15 protein-coding genes are annotated in these 18584 nt (G+C 71.2%); 7 read left to right on the top strand and 8 right to left on the bottom strand.

Annotated elements, in window-relative coordinates:
• Window positions 1-74 precede the first annotated feature (74 nt).
• A complete protein-coding gene (gene dapD, locus FB462_RS05305) occupies window positions 75-1043 on the top strand; it encodes a 2,3,4,5-tetrahydropyridine-2,6-dicarboxylate N-succinyltransferase (RefSeq protein ID WP_141860583.1) in 969 nt (322 codons plus the stop codon).
• Window positions 1044-1160: 117 nt separating this feature from the next.
• On the opposite strand, the gene FB462_RS05300 is transcribed toward dapD, so the two are convergent.
• The 7 genes from FB462_RS05300 to typA all read right to left on the bottom strand — a co-directional run bounded on the left by FB462_RS05300 (window position 1161) and on the right by typA (window position 9275).
• The gene (locus FB462_RS05300; RefSeq protein ID WP_141863258.1) at window positions 1161-2459 is read right to left on the bottom strand and encodes a citrate synthase; all 1299 of its coding nucleotides are present in this window, start codon (window positions 2457-2459) and stop codon (window positions 1161-1163) included.
• Window positions 2460-2685: 226 nt separating this feature from the next.
• The gene (dapC, locus tag FB462_RS05295; RefSeq protein ID WP_141860581.1) at window positions 2686-3804 is read right to left on the bottom strand and encodes a succinyldiaminopimelate transaminase; all 1119 of its coding nucleotides are present in this window, start codon (window positions 3802-3804) and stop codon (window positions 2686-2688) included.
• Between the two features lie 14 nt (window positions 3805-3818).
• Window positions 3819-4136 carry a ferredoxin gene (gene fdxA / locus FB462_RS17630; RefSeq protein ID WP_058741473.1) on the bottom strand — a complete coding sequence of 106 codons (318 nt, stop codon included), beginning with the start codon at window positions 4134-4136 and terminating at the stop codon, window positions 3819-3821.
• A 37-nt stretch (window positions 4137-4173) separates the two neighbouring features.
• Entirely contained in the window at window positions 4174-5397 is a 1224-nt protein-coding gene (locus FB462_RS05285) for a PIG-L family deacetylase (protein ID WP_141860579.1), read from the bottom strand.
• A 19-nt stretch (window positions 5398-5416) separates the two neighbouring features.
• Window positions 5417-5956 (bottom strand): hypothetical protein, encoded by a 540-nt coding sequence (locus FB462_RS05280; protein ID WP_114848962.1) that lies wholly within the window; start codon window positions 5954-5956, stop codon window positions 5417-5419.
• Window positions 5957-6064: 108 nt separating this feature from the next.
• The gene (locus FB462_RS05275) at window positions 6065-7258 is read right to left on the bottom strand and encodes an amidohydrolase (protein WP_141860577.1); all 1194 of its coding nucleotides are present in this window, start codon (window positions 7256-7258) and stop codon (window positions 6065-6067) included.
• Window positions 7259-7352: 94 nt separating this feature from the next.
• Window positions 7353-9275, bottom strand: a complete 1923-nt coding sequence (gene typA, locus FB462_RS05270) for a translational GTPase TypA (protein WP_058741470.1) — start codon at window positions 9273-9275, stop codon at window positions 7353-7355.
• Window positions 9276-9400: 125 nt separating this feature from the next.
• Here typA and FB462_RS05265 point away from each other — a divergent pair, with 125 nt between their 5' ends.
• The 3 genes from FB462_RS05265 (at window position 9401) to FB462_RS05250 (ending at window position 11794) form a co-directional block, all read left to right on the top strand.
• Window positions 9401-10150, top strand: coding sequence for a CPBP family intramembrane glutamic endopeptidase (locus tag FB462_RS05265; protein WP_114848961.1), 750 nt, complete (start codon window positions 9401-9403; stop codon window positions 10148-10150).
• Between the two features lie 337 nt (window positions 10151-10487).
• Window positions 10488-10967 carry a peroxiredoxin gene (locus FB462_RS05255; protein WP_114848960.1) on the top strand — a complete coding sequence of 160 codons (480 nt, stop codon included), beginning with the start codon at window positions 10488-10490 and terminating at the stop codon, window positions 10965-10967.
• Window positions 10968-11239: 272 nt separating this feature from the next.
• On the top strand, window positions 11240-11794 hold the full coding sequence (locus FB462_RS05250; RefSeq protein WP_141860575.1) for a hypothetical protein: 555 nt from the start codon (window positions 11240-11242) through the stop codon (window positions 11792-11794).
• 133 nt (window positions 11795-11927) lie between these two features.
• On the opposite strand, the gene FB462_RS05245 is transcribed toward FB462_RS05250, so the two are convergent.
• On the bottom strand, window positions 11928-13640 hold the full coding sequence (locus tag FB462_RS05245) for an ABC transporter family substrate-binding protein (protein ID WP_167510021.1): 1713 nt from the start codon (window positions 13638-13640) through the stop codon (window positions 11928-11930).
• A gap of 250 nt (window positions 13641-13890) precedes the next feature.
• Here FB462_RS05245 and FB462_RS05240 point away from each other — a divergent pair, with 250 nt between their 5' ends.
• Genes FB462_RS05240 through FB462_RS05230 form a run of 3 tightly spaced genes read left to right on the top strand, consistent with a single transcriptional unit; the run spans window position 13891 to window position 17950 of the window.
• Complete coding sequence (locus tag FB462_RS05240) at window positions 13891-14871, top strand: ABC transporter permease (protein WP_058741465.1); 981 nt, start codon at window positions 13891-13893, stop codon at window positions 14869-14871.
• 3 nt (window positions 14872-14874) lie between these two features.
• On the top strand, window positions 14875-15813 hold the full coding sequence (locus tag FB462_RS05235) for an ABC transporter permease (RefSeq protein WP_114848957.1): 939 nt from the start codon (window positions 14875-14877) through the stop codon (window positions 15811-15813).
• Entirely contained in the window at window positions 15764-17950 is a 2187-nt protein-coding gene (locus tag FB462_RS05230; RefSeq protein ID WP_141860572.1) for a dipeptide ABC transporter ATP-binding protein, read from the top strand. The genes FB462_RS05235 and FB462_RS05230 overlap by 50 nt, the downstream gene beginning before the upstream one ends.
• The last annotated feature ends 634 nt before the right edge of the window (window positions 17951-18584 follow it).

The following is an 18584-nucleotide window of genomic DNA, read 5'->3' as shown; positions in this document are numbered from 1 at the left end:
AGGCACGGATCGCCTCCCCCACGACCGTCCCGCTGGACGGGTGGCCGGGCCCGGCAGGTCGGTACCCTGGTCGCGTGACCGACGCGCCCGCAGCCACCGACCGCCCCACACACGCCTGGGGCCACGGCCTCGCCACGATCGCCGCCGACGGCACCACCCTCGACACCTGGTACCCGGAGACGCACCTGGGCGAGCTCCCCGCCGACGCCGCGTTCCCGGAGGACCTGCGCGCCCACGTCGGCGACGACCCGCGGCGTGGCGTCCGGGTCGAGGCGGTGACGACGGCGATCGTGCTCGACGACGCCCCGGCGAGCACGCCCGACGCCTACCTCCGCCTGCACCTGCTCAGCCACCTGCACGTGCAGCCGAACACCATCAGCCTGGACGGTGTCTTCGGACACCTGCCGATCGTCGCGTGGACGAACGCCGGCCCGGTGCACCCCGATGCCCTCACCCGGCTCCGTCCGGTCCTGCAGCGCGCCGGGATCGCCGTGCACGCGGTCGACAAGTTCCCGCGCCTGCTCGACTACGTCGTCCCGGACCGCGTCCGCATCGGCGACGCGAACCGGGTCCGGCTCGGGGCGCACCTCGCGCCGGGCACCACCGTCATGCACGAGGGCTTCGTGAACTTCAACGCCGGCACCCTCGGCGACGCGATGATCGAGGGCCGCGTCTCGCAGGGCGTCGTCGTCGGGAACGGCACGGACATCGGTGGCGGCGCGTCGATCATGGGCACGCTGTCCGGCGGCGGGACCCACCGGGTGTCGCTCGGCGAGCGCGCCCTGCTCGGGGCGAACGCCGGGCTCGGGATCTCGCTCGGCGACGACTCCGTGGTCGAGGCCGGACTGTACGTCACGGCCGGCACGAAGGTCGTCCTGGTCGGGGCCGCCCCGGACCCGGACGGCACGCCCAGGACCGTGAAGGCCGCCGAGCTCTCCGGAACGCCGAACGTGCTGTTCCGCCGGAACTCCGTCACGGGTGCCGTCGAGGCACTCCAGCGCAAGGGCGAGGGCATCCAGCTGAACACCGCGCTGCACGCGTAGCCGGGGACCGGCCCAGCGCACGAGGCGACGGACGGGAGGCACGTGGCGGACCCGTCACGTGCCTCCCGTCCGTCGCATCCCGGCCACCTGCCCAGCGTGGCGGGCAGGACGCACCGGTCAGCGCGTCGGCAGGTCCCGTTCCGGGTGCCCCACGTAGAGCTGCTGCGGGCGGCCGATCTTGTTGAGCGGGTCGTTGTTGAGCTCACGCCACTGAGCGATCCAACCCGGCAGGCGACCGATCGCGAACAGGACCGTGAACATCCGCGGCGGGAAGCCCATCGCCCGGTAGATGATGCCGGTGTAGAAGTCGACGTTCGGGTAGAGCCGGCGGCTGACGAAGTACTCGTCCTCGAGCGCGATCTGCTCGAGCTCCATCGCGATGTCGAGCAGGTCGTCCTGCACGCCGAGGGACTCGAGGACCTCGTGCGCGGACTCCTTGACGAGCTTCGCGCGCGGGTCGTAGTTCTTGTAGACGCGGTGCCCGAAGCCCATGAGCTTCACCCCGCGCTCCTTGTTCTTCACCCGCTCGACGAAGCGCGACACCGGCTCGCCGGAGTCCTTGATCTGCTGGAGCATCTCGAGCACGGCTTCGTTCGCACCCCCGTGCAGCGGGCCGTACAGGGCGTTGATGCCCGCAGAGATCGACGCGAACATGTTCGCCTTCGTCGAGCCGACCAGGCGCACGGTTGAGGTCGACGCGTTCTGCTCGTGGTCCTCGTGCAGGATGAGCAGCCGCTCGAGTGCCTTCGACAGCACCGGGTTCGGCACGTAGGTCTCGGCCATGGTGCCGAAGTTCAGCCGCAGGAAGTTGTCGACGAACGACAGCGAGTTGTCCGGGTACAGGAAGGCCTGCCCGATCGCCTTCTTGTGCGCGTAGGCGGCGATGACGGGGAGCTTGGCGAGCAGCCGCACGGTCTGCAGCTCGACCTTCTCCGGGTCGTCGACGCTCATGTCGTCCTCGTAGTACGTCGACAGGGCACTGACGGCACTGGACAGCACCGACATCGGGTGCGCCGAGTGCGGCAGGGCGTCGAACAGGCGACGGAGGTCCTCGTGCAGGAGCGTGTGGCGACGGATGCGAGCGTCGAAGCCGGCGAGCTCGTCCGCGGTGGGGAGCTCGCCGTAGATCAGGAGCCAGGCGACCTCGAGGTAGGTGCAGCCCGACGCGACCTGGTCGATCGGGTACCCGCGGTAGCGCAGGATCCCTTCGTCGCCGTCGATGTAGGTGATGGCGCTCTTCGTGGCGCCGGTGTTCACGAAGCCGTAGTCGAGCGTGTTCAGCCCGGTCTGCTTCTTGAGCGTCGAGATGTCGATCGCCGACGCGCCGTCGACGCTCGGCAGGATCGGGAACTCCGCCGTGCCGCCCGGGAACGTGAGCGTCGCGGTGCCCGTGGACTCGGCGGCGGCGGGGCTCACGGGGACGGGCGTGGTGGGCGGTGTGGCCGTCTTCTGAGCGTCGTTGGCAGTGTCAGTCACGACCACAGCCTAATCGCGGGGACTGTCGGTCGTGCACCACGGGAGCCCTCGGAATTGGTGGGAACCGCGGATTGTGCACGGAGACGGACCGGCTCCGACCGCGTCCCGTGGACGTTCCGGCCGCGTCGCCGGGATGTCCCAGCTGCGGCACCCCGGCCCGGCTGGGTCAGGAACCGGCGAGTCGTCGGGCGCTCGCCAGACGCTGCGCCGCCGCCGCGATCCGGTCGTCGGTGGCGGTGAGCGCGACCCGCACGTGCTCGGCCCCCGCCGGGCCGTAGAACGTGCCGGGGGCGACGAGGATGCCGCGGTCCGCGAGCCACGACACGGTGTCGAGTGCGGGCTCGCCGCGGGTCGCCCAGAGGTACAGGCCCGCCTCGCTGTGGTCGATCCGGAAGCCCGCGTCCTCGAGTGCCCGTCGGAGCATGTTCCTCCGGGCGCGGTAGCGGGCCTTCTGCTGCTGCACGTGGGTGTCGTCGGCCAGCGCCTCGACCATCGCCTGCTGCACGGGCAGCGGCGGCATCATGCCGGTGTGCTTCCGGACGGCGAGCACGTCGGCGAGGACCGCGGCGTCACCGGCGACGAACGCCGCGCGGTACCCGGCCAGGTTCGACTGCTTCGACAGCGAGTACACGCTGAGGACGCCGTCCACCGAGTCCCCGACCACGCGCGGGTCGAGGATCGACGGCGTGGGGGCGGTGTCGAACGGCGGTTCCCAGCCGAGCTCGGCGTAGCACTCGTCCCCGACGACGACCGCGCCGAGTTCGCGGGCGCGGGCGACGGCGGCGCGGAGCCGCTCCACCGACAGCACGCGGCCGTCCGGGTTGCCCGGGGAGTTCAACCAGACGAGCCGGGTCGTGGCCGGCCAGGTCGCCGGGTCGTCCGCGGCGAGGGCCTCGGCGCGCACGAGGGCCGCGCCGAGCTCGTAGGTCGGGTACGCGGCCTCGGGGAACACGACGGTGTCGCCCGGTCCGATGCCGAGCCACAGCGCGAGCCCCGCGATGAACTCCTTCGAGCCGATCGTCGGCAGGACCTGGTCGGGCGTCAGGGTGATCCCCTGCCGGCGGCCGTACCAGTCGGCGATGGCCTCGCGCAGGGCCGGCGTGCCCGCGACCTGCGGGTAGGCGTGCGCGTCGGTGGCGTCGGCGAGGGCCCGTCGGACGACCTCGGGCGTGGGGTCGACGGGCGAGCCGACGCTGAGGTCGACGATGCCGCCCTCGGACGCCGCTGCGCGCTGCTTGAACGGGACGAGCTGGTCCCAGGGGAAGTCGGGGAGGTCGAGCGCCACGGGGGTGTCGCCGGTCAGCCGCGTGGGGGTTCGGCCAGGACGACCGGGTGGTCCTTGTGGATCACACCGACCTTCGCGGCACCGCCGGGCGAGCCGATCTCCTCGAAGAACTCGACGTTCGCCTTGTAGTAGTCGGCCCATTCCTCGGGGAGGTCGTCCTCGTAGTAGATCGCCTCGACCGGGCAGACCGGCTCGCACGCACCGCAGTCGACGCACTCGTCGGGGTGGATGTACAGCGACCGGTCACCCTCGTAGATGCAGTCGACCGGGCATTCGTCGATGCAGGCGCGGTCCTTGACGTCGACACAGGGCTGGGCGATCACGTAGGTCACGGTGCGGGTGCTCCCTTCGGACTGAGCGCTCTCGATCCTACTCGCGGGGCAGGGCCGACCCTGACCGCGCACCGTCCCGCGCCTCGGCGGCGGCCCGGGCGGCCCGGAGTCCGGACAGGTCCGGCCAGGCGAGGGCGAGCAGCGTGATGACCGCGGGGACGAACGTCCACACGTACCCGGCGGGGTTCGCGAGCACGAGCGGGGACGACTGTCCGCCGACCGACACGAGCACCTGGGTCGCGACGATCACCGCGACGCCGGCGGCTGCGACGAGGACCCGGGAGCGGAACAGCAGGCGGAGGCCGACGAGGAGCCCGACGACGACGAGCGTCGTGATGACCATGCCGACCGGGACGCCGCCGATCGTCTGCTGGTGGGTGACGGTGCCGAGCGCGCCAGCGAGCAGTCCGGCGACCACGGACACGACGACGGCCGCGGCCTTGCCCTGGCCGGACAGCTCCGCGAAGGTCTGCGGGGTCTCGGGCACCGGGTCGGCGTCGTGTCGGAAGGCCTCGACGTCGCGGGCGTGCTGCCGCTCCCCGTGCGGCATCACCCACGACAGCGCCCGCGGGTCGTCGGTCGCGGCCGGGTCCACCGTCAGCTGGGAGCGGTACTGCTCGAGCGCCGCGCGGACCTTCGCCCGGACCGGCACGACGTCCACGGTCAGGTCGGGCTCCGTCGTCGCGGGGTCGACGATCATCGAGAACGGGACCTCCTCGGCACGGGCGGCGTACCGGGCGGCGTGGTGCACGCGCACGTGGTCCGGGTGGCCGTAGCCGCCGTCGTCCGCGTAGCTGACCACCGCGTCCGCCCCGGTCGACCGGATCGCGGCCCGGACGTCGTCGACGACCTCGCCGAGGTCCGCCGCGGTGAGCGAGTCTGCCGGGGCGTCGTCGGCGGCGATCGCCCGCCCGTCGGGGCCCCACTGCATCCCGGAGTCGGTGTACCGCCGCGGCGCCAGGTCGGTCGGGCGCGCGCCGGGTCCGCCGAGCCACAGGTGCGCCGGACCGCCGAGGGCGGCGAGCGCGGCGGCGATCTCGGTCTCGCGGTGCTCGGCGACGCGGGGGCCGTCCCCGGCGATCCCGGCGAGCTCCGGCACGAGCACCTCGCCCTGCTCCCCCCGCGTGGCGGTGAGCACGGTGACCTCGGCCCCGAGCTCGAGCATCGTGGCGATGGTGCCGCCGGAGGCGAGGGTCTCGTCGTCGGGGTGGGCGTGCACGAACAGGACGCGCTCGGGGCGCGTGGCGGGGACCTTGGACATCAGGGCCAAGGCTACTTCGCTACCGCGGGGTGACGATGTACGTCGCGGTGACGCCGTCCCCGCTCTTCGAGAACGTCAGCACCACGCGGTGCGCGTCGCTCCGGAACAGCCCGAACGCGCTCGAGGCGTCCGCCCGCTTCGCGGACTCGGTGTACCCGGCGTCCGCCAGGCGCTGGGCGGCCGCGGCGAAGTCGTCGACCGACCCCGCACGGACCTGCACCACCCAGCCGGAGCCGTTCGGCCCCGTGCCGCCGCCGAGGACCGTGCCGTCGACGAGCGGGACCTCGGCGGTCGGGAACCCGTCCGGGACCTTGCCGTCGGAGGTCACCCCCGTGCCCTTGAGGGCCGCGTCGAGGGCGCCGTCGATGCCGCCCGCGACCGAGGACATCCCGTCCTGGATCGCCTTGCCGTCGATGCCCTGCACCGTCTCGGAGACGTTCGAGGCCACCGAGGATCCGAGGGCGGTCGCCTGCTGGACGTCGGCGGCCGAGCAGCCGGTCAGACCGGCGAGGGTGATGCCCGCCGCCACGGCGGCGAGCAGGGTCCGGGTCGTACGCATGCGGTCACCATAGGGCGACAGCCGGGAGGCGCGGCGTGCGTTCCCTGGGAACCTGCCTGCCCGCCACCGGGTCACGCCCGGCGGGGCACGCCCGGCGGGTGGGGCGCGTCAGGACAGCCAGGCGCGGGTCGCGGCCGTCAGCGCGTCGACCCCGACCGGGATCGCGGTCTCGGCCTGCGGCGCGTAGAACGGCGAGTGGTTGCTCGGGACGTCGTCGCCGCGACGGAAGAGCTCCGGGTCGGTGATCCCGGTGAACCAGTACACGAGCGGCACGCCGGCCGCGGTGGCGAGCTGCCCGACGTCCTCGGACGCCATCGCGAGGCCGATCTCCAGGTCGCGGGCGTCCGGCACCGCGCCCTGCAGCGCCTCGAGCACGCGCCGAGCGGCCTCCGCGTCGTTCACGGTGACCTCGGCCCCCGGCGCCCGCTGGATGGTCGGGGCAGGGAGGCCGCCCGCGTCGCTCTCCGCACGCACGATGCGCTCGATCGACGCGATGATGCGCTCCCGGGTCTCCTCGTTGCGGGCCCGCGTCGAGATCTCGATGACGGCCTGGTCCGGGATGATGTTCGGCCGGGTGCCGGCGTGGAAGCTGCCGACGGTGACGACACCGGCGTCCGACGGCGAGACCTCGCGCGAGACGACGGTCTGCAGCCGCACGACGGCGCTCGCGGCGGTGACGATCGGGTCGAGCGAGGCCTGCGGCGCCGAGCCGTGCGCGCCGCGGCCGTTGAACGTGACGGTCAGTCGGTCGCTCGACGCCATCACGGGACCGGAACCGACCGCGACGACGCCGACCGGCGCCGGCGCGGAGTGCTGGCCGAGGACGACGTCGGGCTTCGGGAACCGCTCGACCAGGCCGTCCTCGAGCATCGCCCGGGCGCCGGAGATCACCTCTTCCGCCGGCTGGAACACGCCGACGACGGTGCCGGACCAGGCGTCACGGGTGTCGACGAGCCGTTCGAGCGTGCCGAGCAGCCACGTCACGTGGATGTCGTGCCCGCAGGCGTGCATCGTCGGGACCTCGGCGCCCTCGTCGTCCCGCCCGGTGTGGGTGCTCGCGTACGGCAGTCCGGTGCGCTCCTGGACGGGCAGGCCGTCCATGTCGGCGCGGAGCCAGACGACCGGGCCGTCCCCGTTCGACAGCACACCGACGACCCCCGTGCCGCCCACGCCCGTGGTGACGTCGATGCCGCCGAGCTCCGCGAGCCGGTCAGCGACGACGCCGGCCGTGCGGTGCTCCTGGAAGCCGAGCTCCGGGTGGGCGTGCAGGTCCTGGTACAGGGAGAGGAGGTCGAGGGTCACGCGCTCCACCGTATCCCCACGCGCCGACGGCCCGGCCACCTCGATGAGGTGACCGGGCCGTCGGACGGAGGCAGTGCCTCCAGGCCGGACCTGCTTACGCGTCCTGGCGCTTCAGGCGGGCGTACGCGCGCTGGCGCGCCTGCGCGTCCAGCTCGACCTTGCGGATGCGGACGTGGTCGGGGGTGACCTCGACGCACTCGTCCTCGCGCGCGAACTCCAGGCACTCCTCGAGGGAGAGCTGGCGCGACGGCGTCATCGACTCGAAGGAGTCGGCGTTCGCCGAACGCATGTTCGTGAGCTTCTTCTCCTTCGTGATGTTCACGTCCATGTCGTCGGCGCGCGAGTTCTCGCCGATGACCATGCCCTCGTAGACCTCCTCCGTCGGGTTGACGAAGAACGTCATGCGCTCCTGCAGGTTCGTGATGGCGAACGGCGTGACGACACCGGCACGGTCGGAGACGATCGAGCCGTTGATGCGGGTCTGGATCGGGCCGGCCCACTCGTCGTAGCCGTGCGAGATCGCGTTCGCGATGCCGGTGCCGCGGGTCTCGGTGAGGAACGACGTGCGGAAGCCGATCAGGCCACGCGACGGCACGATGAACTCCATGCGGATCCAGCCGGTGCCGTGGTTCGTCATGTTCTCCATGCGACCCTTGCGCGCGGCCATGAGCTGCGTGATCGCGCCGAGGTGCTCCTCCGGCGTGTCGATCGTCATGTGCTCGTAGGGCTCGAGGAGCTTGCCGTTCTCGTCGCGCTTCGTGACGACCTGCGGCTTGCCGACGGTGAGCTCGAAGCCCTCCCGGCGCATCTGCTCGACGAGGATGGCGAGCGCCAGCTCACCGCGGCCCTGGACCTCCCAGGTGTCCGGGCGGCCGATGTCCTGCACCTTGAGCGAGACGTTGCCGATGAGCTCGCGGTCCAGACGGTCCTTGACCATGCGGGCGGTGAGCTTGTGGCCCTTGACCTTGCCGACGAGCGGGCTCGTGTTCGTCCCGATGGTCATCGAGATGGCCGGGTCGTCGACCGTGATGGTCGGGAGCGGACGGACGTCCTCGGGGTCGGACAGCGTCTCACCGATGGTGATCGTGTCGAAGCCCGCGACGGCGACGATGTCACCGGGGCCGGCGGACTCGGCCGGGTAGCGGTCGAGCGCCTTCGTGATGAGGAGCTCCGTGATGCGGGCGTTCGCGACGGTGCCGTCGTGCTTGACCCACGCGACCGTCTGCCCCTTCTTCATCGTGCCGTGGAAGATGCGGAGCAGCGCGAGGCGGCCGAGGAACGGCGACGCGTCGAGGTTCGTGACGTGCGCCTGCAGGGGGTGCTCGTCGTCGTACTTCGGGGCCGGGACGTGCTGCAGGATCGCCTCGAACAGCGGCTCGAGGTCGTCGTTGTCGGGCAGCGAGCCGTCCTCGGGCTTGTTGCGGCTCGCGGCGCCCGCGCGACCCGAGGCGTAGACCACCGGGACGTCGAGGATCGCGTCGAGGTCGAGGTCGTCGACCTCGTCCGCCAGGTCGGAGGCCAGGCCGAGGAGCAGGTCCTGCGACTCGGACACGACCTCGTCGATGCGGGAGTCCGGGCGGTCCGTCTTGTTGACGAGCAGGATCACCGGGAGCTTCGCGGCGAGCGCCTTGCGGAGCACGAAGCGGGTCTGGGGCAGCGGGCCCTCGGACGCGTCGACGAGCAGCACGACACCGTCGACCATGGAGAGGCCGCGCTCGACCTCACCACCGAAGTCGGCGTGGCCGGGGGTGTCGATCACGTTGATCGTGATGCGACCGCCCGGGTTGAACTCCTCGGCGTGCTTCCCGTTGTAGAGCACCGAGGTGTTCTTCGCGAGGATGGTGATGCCCTTCTCGCGCTCGAGGTCGTTCGAGTCCATCATGCGGTCTTCGCCCTCGAAGTGGGCGTCGAACGAGTTGGTCTGCGTGAGCATCGCGTCGACGAGGGTGGTCTTGCCGTGGTCGACGTGTGCCACGATGGCGACGTTGCGCAGGTCGGACCGGGTGGCGAGCGCCATACAGGACATCCTTCAAGTGTTCGGAGAAGATCGGGCGGCCGGTCGTCGTGGACACATGGCACCCGCGGGCAGAACGCCCGACACGCCAGTCTACCGGTAGTTCGCAACCACGAGGAGTACAGCGTATGAGCCGACGGCGAACGTGGGTCGAGATCACGATCGTCCTCATGCTGTCGCTCGGCGGGAGCGCGCTCTACTCGATCCTGCAGATCATCGACGACCTGTCGCAGACGACCCCGCTCGGCGAGCAGTCCACGGCGCTCAACCAGTCGACGACGACCGTGCAGTACGTCGACCTGGCGCGGCAGCTCCTGGGCATCGCGGTCGACCTGGCCCCGGTCGCGCTCGTCTGCTCCCTGCTCTGGAGCACGACCCGCCCGCACCTGTCCCGGCTCGGCATCGACCGGTTCCGCGTGCGCCCGGACCTCGGCGGCGCGGCGCTCATCGCCCTGGGCATCGGGATCCCGGGGCTCGCGCTGTACTTCACGGGCCGGGCGCTCGGCTTCACGGTGGACGTGGACCCGGCGGCACTGAACACGTACTGGTGGACGATCCCCGTCCTGCTGCTCTCGGCGATCCGGTCCGGGCTGCAGGAGGAGGTCATCGTGGTCGGCTACCTGTACGAGCGGCTCGGCGGGCTGGGGTGGGGGCGGTGGCAGGTGATCCTGTCCACCGCGGTCCTGCGCGGGAGCTACCACCTGTACCAGGGCTTCGGGGCCTTCGTGGGGAACGCCGTGATGGGGATCGTGTTCGGCTGGATGTACACCCGGTGGGGGCGGCTGCTCCCCCTCGTGATCACGCACTGCCTGCTCGACGCGGCGGTGTTCGTCGGGTACCCGTACGTCGCCGCGGCGTTCCCGCACCTGTTCCGCTGACCCGGCGGGATCGGGGCACCGGCGCCGGCGTCGGTGCTGGCGCCGGTGCTGGTGCTGGTGCTGGTGCTGGTGCCGGTGCTGGTGCCGGTGTTGATGCCGGTGTTGGTGGAGCAGAAGACGTCGGGTCCGCGGGCGCGACCCGACGTGTTCTGCTCCACCGACGCGCCGGACGCGACCGACCGCCGGGCGGGAGGCGCGTGGCGGGGCGGCACCGTGCCTCCAGGCCGTCAGCCCGCCGCCTGCCGGGCCGCCCGCCCGCCTGCCCGCCCGGCCAACCAGCGGGCCGCGACACGCAGGTTGCGGCTGGCTCCCGGGCACCTGGCCCTACCGTGAGCGCATGAGCATCCCCGAGGTCGGCGAACCGGCTCCCGACTTCACCCTGCCGGGCACGATCGTCCGCGCCGGTCACCGCACCGACGGCGAGTACGCGCTGTCCGCCGAGATCGGCCGACCGGTCGTCCTGGCCTTCTACCCCGGGGACGCCAGCCTGGTCTGCACGGCACAGCTCTGCAGCTACCAGGAGGAGCTCGACGGGTTCCAGGACCTCGGTGTCGTCGTGTGGGGCATCAGTCCGCAGGCGCTGGACTCGCACGAGGCGTTCGCGCGCGGGGCGTCGCTGACGTTCCCGCTGCTGAGCGACCCCGCCGGACGGATCGTCCGCGCCTACGGCCTGCAGGCTCCGGGGATCGGACTGCGCCGGTCGGTGTTCCTGGTGGGACCGGACGGTGTGCTGCGGTGGCGGCACGTCGGGTTGGTCGGGCTGCGGTTCCCCAAGGCCGCGACGATCCGCGAACAGGTCGAGCGGCTGGTCGAGTAGCGGGCGCACCGCCGGGGCAGCGAGTTCTGTGCCGGAACGGCGTGGCGACTTCCTGAAGGTTCCGGGGTCGGGTATTGACACCCGAACTGGGGCGCGGTGACCATGGATGCACGAGAGGTCCACAGGACTTGCCTCCCCGGGGAATCGGGTCGTCCGGAGATACGCGCCGGTGTGTCACACCCGCTCCCCGGACGTTCCCGGGGAGGCACTCTCGGTACGCGCGTCCGCCTCGTCGGCGCGGGTCCCACTGCCCGCTCGCCTACCATGCTCGGGTGACCCGCACCGTGATCGTTGCCCCCGGCATGCGTCTGTCCGCCGTCGTCCTCTGGGCGGTCGCCGTGCTCCTCGTGCCGCTCGCCCTGGTCGGCGGCGGGGCCCCGTGGCTCGCCCCGGTGCCCAGCCTGTTCATCGCGCTCGTCGCGTACGCGGTCCTGTGGCGGCCGCGCTTCGTCTGCACCGACGGCAACCTGCAGGTCGTCGACGTCCGACGGACCAGCACCTACGACTGGCGCCGCGTCACCGAGATCCGGACGAAGTACGGGATCGAGATCGTCTCGAGCGAGGGCGTGCGCCGCACCTGGCTCGCCACACGCAGGACGGCTCGGCTGGGCGTGCTGCCGACGGACCGGACGGGAGGCACGACCCGCCTCGACGTGGAGGCTGCGGCCGCTCGGATGCGTGCGTTCCTGCCCGAGCCGGTGGTGCAGGACGGCCCGCCTCCGGCGACCGTCGTGCCGGCGGTGATCACGCACCGAGCGCACGGCTGGTCGGTGGTCGGGATGATCGTGCTCGGGGTGGCCGCGTCGATGGCGGGCGCGCGGCTCTGAGGGGGTCGGCGGCCGCCAGGCGACGGCCGGCTGCGGCCGACGGCTGCCGGCTGCCAGCTGCCAGCTGCCAGCTGCCGTACACGGGAGAACCCCCGGCGCCCGGAGGCGTCGGGGGTTCTCGGTGCGGTCGTGACTACTTCGTGTAGCCGACGTCCTGCCACTTGACGGAGCTCTGCTGGAACTGCGCCGGACCGTAGTTGACCAGGTCCTTCCGCACACCCCAGGCGTAGGGCTCCGGGAACAGCGGGATGGTGCCGGCGACGCCGACGATCACCTTGTCAATCTTCTGCGCGTCCTTGATCCGGTCGTTCGCGTTGAGCTCGGCGTTCGCGGTGTCCCAGAGCTTGCCGAGCGACTCGTCGGTCACGCCGGTGTAGTTCTGGCCTGCGTCGGCCGGGTAGTAGATCGACTTCGTGGACGACACCGGGAAGGGCGTGCCCTGCCAGGCGAAGTAGGTCGCGTCGAAGTCACGCGTGGTCGTCGTGACGTACTTCGTGAAGAAGTCGTCGGTCGGGACCGTGTCGATCGTGACCTTGAAGCCGGCGAGCTTCGTCTGCTGCTGCACGAGCTGCGCGATGTTGGCCGAGTTCTGGTTGTCCGACGGGATCACGAAGCGGACGTCGAGCTCCTTGCCGCCCTTCGACGCGTATCCGTTCGAGCCGATCTTCCAGCCGGCGTCCTCGAGCTTCTTCTTCGCGGAGTCGGTGCTGTAGCCGTAGACCTTCGACGCGTCGTCCTGGTACCCCTTCTGCCCCGGGAGGTAGATGAGGTTGTTCAGGACGGTCACCGGGCTCTTCACCGGCGAGAGGATCGCCTGCGCGAGGACCTGACGGTTCATGGCCTGCGCGAACGCCTGGCGGACCGACTTGTCCTTGAACACCTCGGACGTGCCGTTCAGCGTGATCTGCCGCTGGGTCGTGCCGAGCGAGCGCTCGATCTTCGAGTCGGACCGGCTGTTCGCGGTCTTGAAGTTGTCGGCGCTGCCGTTCAGGTTGAACGCGTCGAACTCCTTGTTGGCGTACGCCTGGGCCACGCTGTCGCGCGACACCGTCTTGAAGACGATCGTGTCGAGCTTGGGGGTGTCACCCCACCACTTCGGGTTCTTCTCGAAGGTGAGCACGCCGCCGTTCGCGTCGAACGACTTGACGATGTACGGGCCGCCCGAGACGTACGTCGTCCCGTCGGCCGCGTACGGGCCCTTCGCCCACGCTTTGTTGAAGTGGTCCGGGGTGTCGACGGCCCAGTACGGGTAGATCCCGCCGAGCACGCTCGGCCAGTCGGCGTTGACCTTCTTGAAGGTGATGACGACGTCGCGCTCGTCCGAGCCCTGCGTCACGGAGTCGACGTCCTCCCAGACGTTCGTCGCGAGGGGCGCGAACGCCGGGTTGGTCCCGTTCAGGGCCTTCCAGTTCGCCTCGACGTCCTTCTCGGTGATCGGCGTCCCGTCGGACCACACGGCCTTCGGGTTGATCTTGATCTCGACGGTCTGCGGGGAGTCCTTCGTGAGCTTCACGGACTCGGCGTAGTCCGGGTTCGCCTCCCAGTCACCGTTCTCCTTGAACTGGATGAACCCGGGCAGGTACACGCCGGCGATGGTCTGGTCGTCGACCGTGCCGGAGTCGAGGTTGTTGATCTGGAAGTTGGCGGGAGCCGAGTCGATCGGCAGCGTCAGGGAGCCGCCGTCCTTGATCGAACTGCGGTCCGCGGTCGTCCAGCCCGTCGACTTGAGCGACGACTGGGCGACCGCGGAACTGCTCTCCCCCGCCGTCCCGCCGCCCGAGCAGCCGGCCAGCACGAGTGCTGCGGCGGCTGCGGTGGCGAGCACAGCGGTGCTCTTGATCCTCATTCGCATCGCGAGGATCCCCTTTCGGTGTGGTTCGCGCTGAGCGCTGGCGAACGTCGGCGGCCCCTGCCGTCACGTCTTTGGTTGAGAACCCTAGCCACATCAGAAGGCTCCACAAGAGTCCCTGCGAGGAATCGAAACACGGCCGTAACACATGTTGCATAGCGTCACTTCGCATCACCACGACGTCGACGGATGGGGTTACGCTCTCCTCGCCGACAACGCCGTCCGTACCCTGCGAGGTCCATCGTCCATGCTTGCCTTCATCGCGAAGCGCATCGTCAACTACGTCATCCTGACGATCGTCGCGACCACCCTCGGGTACCTGCTCGCCAGTTCCACGCTGAACCCGGCATCCCGGTTCCTGGGCCGCAACCCCGCCGTGCCACAGGGCACGATCGACGCCTCGCTCCGCAAGCTCGGCGCCGACCCGAACACCCCCCTGCTCGTCCGCACGTGGGACTGGTGGGTGGGCCTCGTCACGCACGGCTCGCTCGGCATCAGCGCCCGCGGCACCGAGGTCACGGCCGACATCGTCGCCCGGTCCGGCACGAGCCTGCGGCTGCTGGTGATCGGCACGCTGCTCGGCGCGATCCTCGGCGTGCTGCTCGGCGTCTGGAACGCGGTCCGGCAGTACCGGGCGTCCGACCAGGTGTCCTCGTACCTGTCCTTCGCCGTCCTCGCGACGCCGGTGTTCGTGATCGCCGTCGTGCTCATGATCCTCGCGACCGCGCTGAACAACGCGGCAGGGACGCAGCTCATCAGCTTCACCGGTGAGTACACACCGGGGGTGACCGGGTTCTTCCCCGTCCTCGGCGACCGGCTCGTCCACCTGTTGCTCCCGACGATCTCGCTGACGATCGGCGCCGTGGCCTCGTACTCGCGGTACCAGCGCTCGGCGATGCTCGACGTCCTGTCGAACGACTTCATCCGCACCGCCCGGTCGAAGGGCCGGACGCGCGGATCGGCCATCATGCGCCATGGCGTCCGCGTCGCCCTCATCCCGATGTCGACCTTCTTCGCGTACTCGTTCGGCCTGATCCTGACCGGCGCGAGCATCACCGAACTGGTCTTCAGCTGGCACGGCATGGGCGAGTACTTCGTGCAGAGCATCACCAACAACGACATCAACGCGGCAGCGGGCACGATCCTCTTCACGGCGATCCTCGTGCTCATCGCAGGCACCCTCGCGGACCTGCTCTACGCCGCGCTCGACCCGCGAGTGAGGGTGTGACCCGTGTCCGTACTCGACCCCACCACCACGACCACCGCCGGCGACCCCGGCAGCGGTGACGCCGGGACGCCCGCGCACGTCATCGAGGTCCGGTCCGGCCGCACCCCGCTCTGGCGGAAGGTCCTCGGCACCTGGCGCGCCCGCATCGGCGGTGGCGCCCTGCTGCTCATCATCCTCTGGGCCTTCGTCGGTCCGTACCTGTACCACTGGAACGCGGTCGACTCGGACGGCCTGGCCTTCGGCGCCGCACCGAGCGCCGCCCACTGGTTCGGCACGAACGACATCGGACAGGACATCTACGCGCAGACGCTCGTCGGCCTGCAGAAGTCGCTGCTCATCGGTCTCATCGCCGGACCCGCCTCGACCCTGATCGCTGGGATCGTCGGCGCGGTCGCCGGCTACTTCGGCGGATTCGTCGACCGTGCCCTGGTGTGGGGCATCGACCTGCTGCTCGTGATCCCGTCGTTCTACGCGCTCGTGCTCCTCAGCCCGCTCTTCAAGAACCTCAGCTGGGTGGCCCTGATCGTCGGCCTGGCGATCTTCGGCTGGATGATCATGGCGCGCGTGATCCGCGGGCAGACGATGTCGCTGCGCGAACGCGACTACGTGAAGGCCGCCCGGTTCATGGGCGTGCCGTCGTCGACGATCATCCGCCGGCACATCCTGCCGAACGTGGCCTCGCTGCTCATCATCGACGCGACCCTCGGCGTCGGCGCGATGATCCTGTCGGAGAGCGCCCTGAGCTTCTTCGGCTTCGGCATCCAGGTGCCGGACGTGTCCCTCGGCACGCTGCTCGCCGCCGGGAGCCAGTCCGCCGTCACCCGTCCGTGGCTGTTCGTGCTGCCGGCCGCGACCCTCGTCGCGACCGTCCTGTCGACCAGCCTGCTCGGCGATGCCCTGCGCGACGCCATCGACCCCACCTCTGGAGCCAACCGTGACTGAGCCGCTGCTCACCGTCTCCGACCTGTCCGTCACCTTCAACCCGCGGACGAAGCCGGTCTACGCGGTCCGGGGTGTCGACTACTCGGTGCAGCAGGGCGAGTTCCTCGGCATCGTCGGCGAGTCCGGTTCGGGCAAGTCCGTGTCGTCGATGGCCGTGATGGGCCTGCTGCCGTCGTCCGCCCAGGTGCAGGGCAGCATCCGCTTCGACGGCCAGGAGCTCGTCGGCCGCACTGACCGCGAGATGTCACGGCTCCGCGGTGGCGACATCGCGATGGTCTTCCAGGACCCGCTGTCCGCGCTGACGCCCGTGTACACGATCGGGCAGCAGATCGCCGAGGGCCTGAAGCTGCACGACCGGGCCCTCACCACGCAGGCCGCCCGGGTCCGCTCCGAGGAGCTCCTGCGTGCCGTCGGCATCCCGAACCCGGCCCGCCGGCTCGACGCCTTCCCGCACGAGTTCTCCGGCGGCATGCGCCAGCGCGCGATGATCGCCATCGCGATCGCGAACGACCCGAAGCTGATCATCGCCGACGAGCCCACCACGGCGCTCGACGTCACGATCCAGGCGCAGATCCTGGACGTGCTGCAGACCGCGAAGGACATGACGGGCGCCGCGGTCGTGCTCATCACGCACGACCTCGGGGTCGTCGCGGGCAACGCCGACCGGGTCGCGGTGATGTACGCCGGACGGATCGTCGAGACCGCGCCGGTCGACGAGCTCTTCCACGAGCCCGTGATGCCGTACACGATCGGCCTGCTCCGCTCGATGCCGAACATGACCTCGGCACGGACCGAGCGTCTCGTGCCGCTCGACGGCCGCCCGCCGCTCCTGACCGCCCGGCCGACCGGGTGCCCGTTCGCGGACCGCTGCCCGGCCGTCATCGACGCCTGCCGCGACGGTGAGCCCGCACTGCTCGCGCCCACCGTCCCGGCCGCGGCGGGCAACCCCGTGCTCACCGGCACCACGCCGACGATCACGAACGGCACCTTCCTCGACGACCACACCGCCGCGTGCATCCGTCGCGACGAGATCGCCGCGGGCACCCTCGCCCGCTCCGAGATCTTCCCCCGCCCCGAGGACGTCCCCGAGGCCGCCATCGACCACGGCGACGAGGTCGTCCTCGAACTCCAGGACGTCGTCAAGACCTTCCCGCTCACCAAGGGTGCCGTCTTCCGTCGGCGCATCGGCGAGGTGCACGCCGTCGACGGCATCTCCCTGACCCTGAAGCGCGGGCAGGTCCTCGGGCTCGTCGGCGAGTCCGGCTGCGGCAAGACGACCACGATCATGGAGATCCTCGAGCTCGCCGGGGCGCAGCAGGGCACCATCCGGGTGAACGGCGTCGACACCGGCACGCTCTCGAAGCGCGACCGCCGGGCCCTGCGGAGCGACATCCAGGTCGTCTTCCAGGACCCGATGGCGTCCATCGACCCGCGGCTCGACATCGGTTCGGTGATCGGCGAACCCCTCACCGTGCACGGTGTCCCGAAGGACGAGATCCGCCGCCGGGTCCGTGACGCGCTCGAGCTGGTCGGACTCGAGCCGAGCTACATCGACCGATACCCGCACGAGTTCTCCGGCGGCCAGCGGCAGCGCATCGGCATCGCCCGCGCGCTCATCGTCGAGCCGAAGATCCTCGTGCTCGACGAGCCGGTCTCCGCGCTCGACGTCTCCGTCCAGGCCGGTGTCATCAACCTGCTCGAGGACCTCAAGCACCGCCTGGGCCTGTCCTACCTGTTCGTCGCGCACGACCTGTCGGTGGTACGGCACATCGCCGACGACGTGGCCGTGATGTACCTCGGCCGCATCGTCGAGTACGGCGAGGGCGACCGCGTCTTCGACGACCCGCAGCACCCGTACACGCGGGCGCTCCTGTCGGCGGTCCCCGTCCCGGACCCCTCCGCCGAGGCAGCCCGCGGACGCATCCTGCTGCAGGGAGACCTGCCGAGCCCCACCGAGCGCATCGAGGGCTGCCGGTTCCGCACCCGGTGCCCGCTCTACCAGCTGCTCGACGAGGGCCGCCAGCAGCAGTGCCGCGCCGTCGACCCGCACCTGCAGGACGTCGCGGGCCGCGGAGTCGCCTGCGTGCAGACCGACCAGGAGCACCTGCTCACGGAGCACGCGACCGCCGCGGTCTGAGCCACCCACGGACGGGAGGCAGGTGGCGGCCGCGCCACGTGCCTCCCGTCCGGCGTCTGCACGTGCCCGCGCGCGCTCGGCCGTGGACCGCGAGCGGGCGGAAGCCGTCACGCTCGCGACGACCGGGCCACACGTTCCGCCCGCTCGGCGCACCGGCTCCCCGCGCCCCGCGCGAGCGGGCGGAATCCGCGCGTCAGCGGCTCCTCGCGCCGCGCATTCCGCCCGCTCGGCTCGCGCGGTCATCCCACGCACGCGAGCGGGCGGTACACGTCACGTTCGCCCGAACCGGGTGACACCTTCCGCCCGCTCGGCACACGGTTCCGCCCGGCGCGCGCGAGCGGGCGGAATCCGCGGCCGGGACGCCCGTCGCCCCGCAGGAACCGCCCGCTCGGCTCATCGCGGGGCGCGCCGTCGCGACCGGGCGGGATCCGCGCGTCAGCGGCTCCCCTCCCCACGCATTCCGCCCGCTCGACGCACGCGACCGCCCGGGCACGCGAGCGGGCAGTACGCGTCACGTTCGCCGGGACGGGTGACACCTTCCGCCCGCTCGGCCGACGGGTCCGTGCGGCGCCGCGCGAGCGGGCGGCATCCGCGCCGGGCGTGCGCGGCGCGTCGCGGGAACGGCCCGCTCGGC

This window comes from Curtobacterium citreum, from assembly GCF_006715175.1.
Taxonomy (GTDB): domain Bacteria; phylum Actinomycetota; class Actinomycetes; order Actinomycetales; family Microbacteriaceae; genus Curtobacterium; species Curtobacterium citreum.
The sequence above is the reverse complement of the archived record's forward strand: the minus strand, read 5'-3'. Positions and strand labels throughout refer to the sequence as shown.

Excerpts from the sequence above, each read along its gene's own strand:
- FB462_RS05285 (WP_141860579.1), bottom strand. The coding sequence starts at position 5,397 with ATGTCCAAGGTCCCCGCCACGCGCCCCGAGCGCGTCCTGTTCGTGCAC.
- FB462_RS05280 (WP_114848962.1), bottom strand. The coding sequence starts at position 5,956 with ATGCGTACGACCCGGACCCTGCTCGCCGCCGTGGCGGCGGGCATCACC.
- typA (WP_058741470.1), bottom strand. The coding sequence starts at position 9,275 with ATGGCGCTCGCCACCCGGTCCGACCTGCGCAACGTCGCCATCGTGGCA.
- FB462_RS05265 (WP_114848961.1), top strand. The coding sequence starts at position 9,401 with ATGAGCCGACGGCGAACGTGGGTCGAGATCACGATCGTCCTCATGCTG.
- FB462_RS05255 (WP_114848960.1), top strand. The coding sequence starts at position 10,488 with ATGAGCATCCCCGAGGTCGGCGAACCGGCTCCCGACTTCACCCTGCCG.
- FB462_RS05245 (WP_167510021.1), bottom strand. The coding sequence starts at position 13,640 with ATGAGGATCAAGAGCACCGCTGTGCTCGCCACCGCAGCCGCCGCAGCA.
- FB462_RS05240 (WP_058741465.1), top strand. The coding sequence starts at position 13,891 with ATGCTTGCCTTCATCGCGAAGCGCATCGTCAACTACGTCATCCTGACG.
- FB462_RS05230 (WP_141860572.1), top strand. The coding sequence starts at position 15,764 with ATGCCCTGCGCGACGCCATCGACCCCACCTCTGGAGCCAACCGTGACT.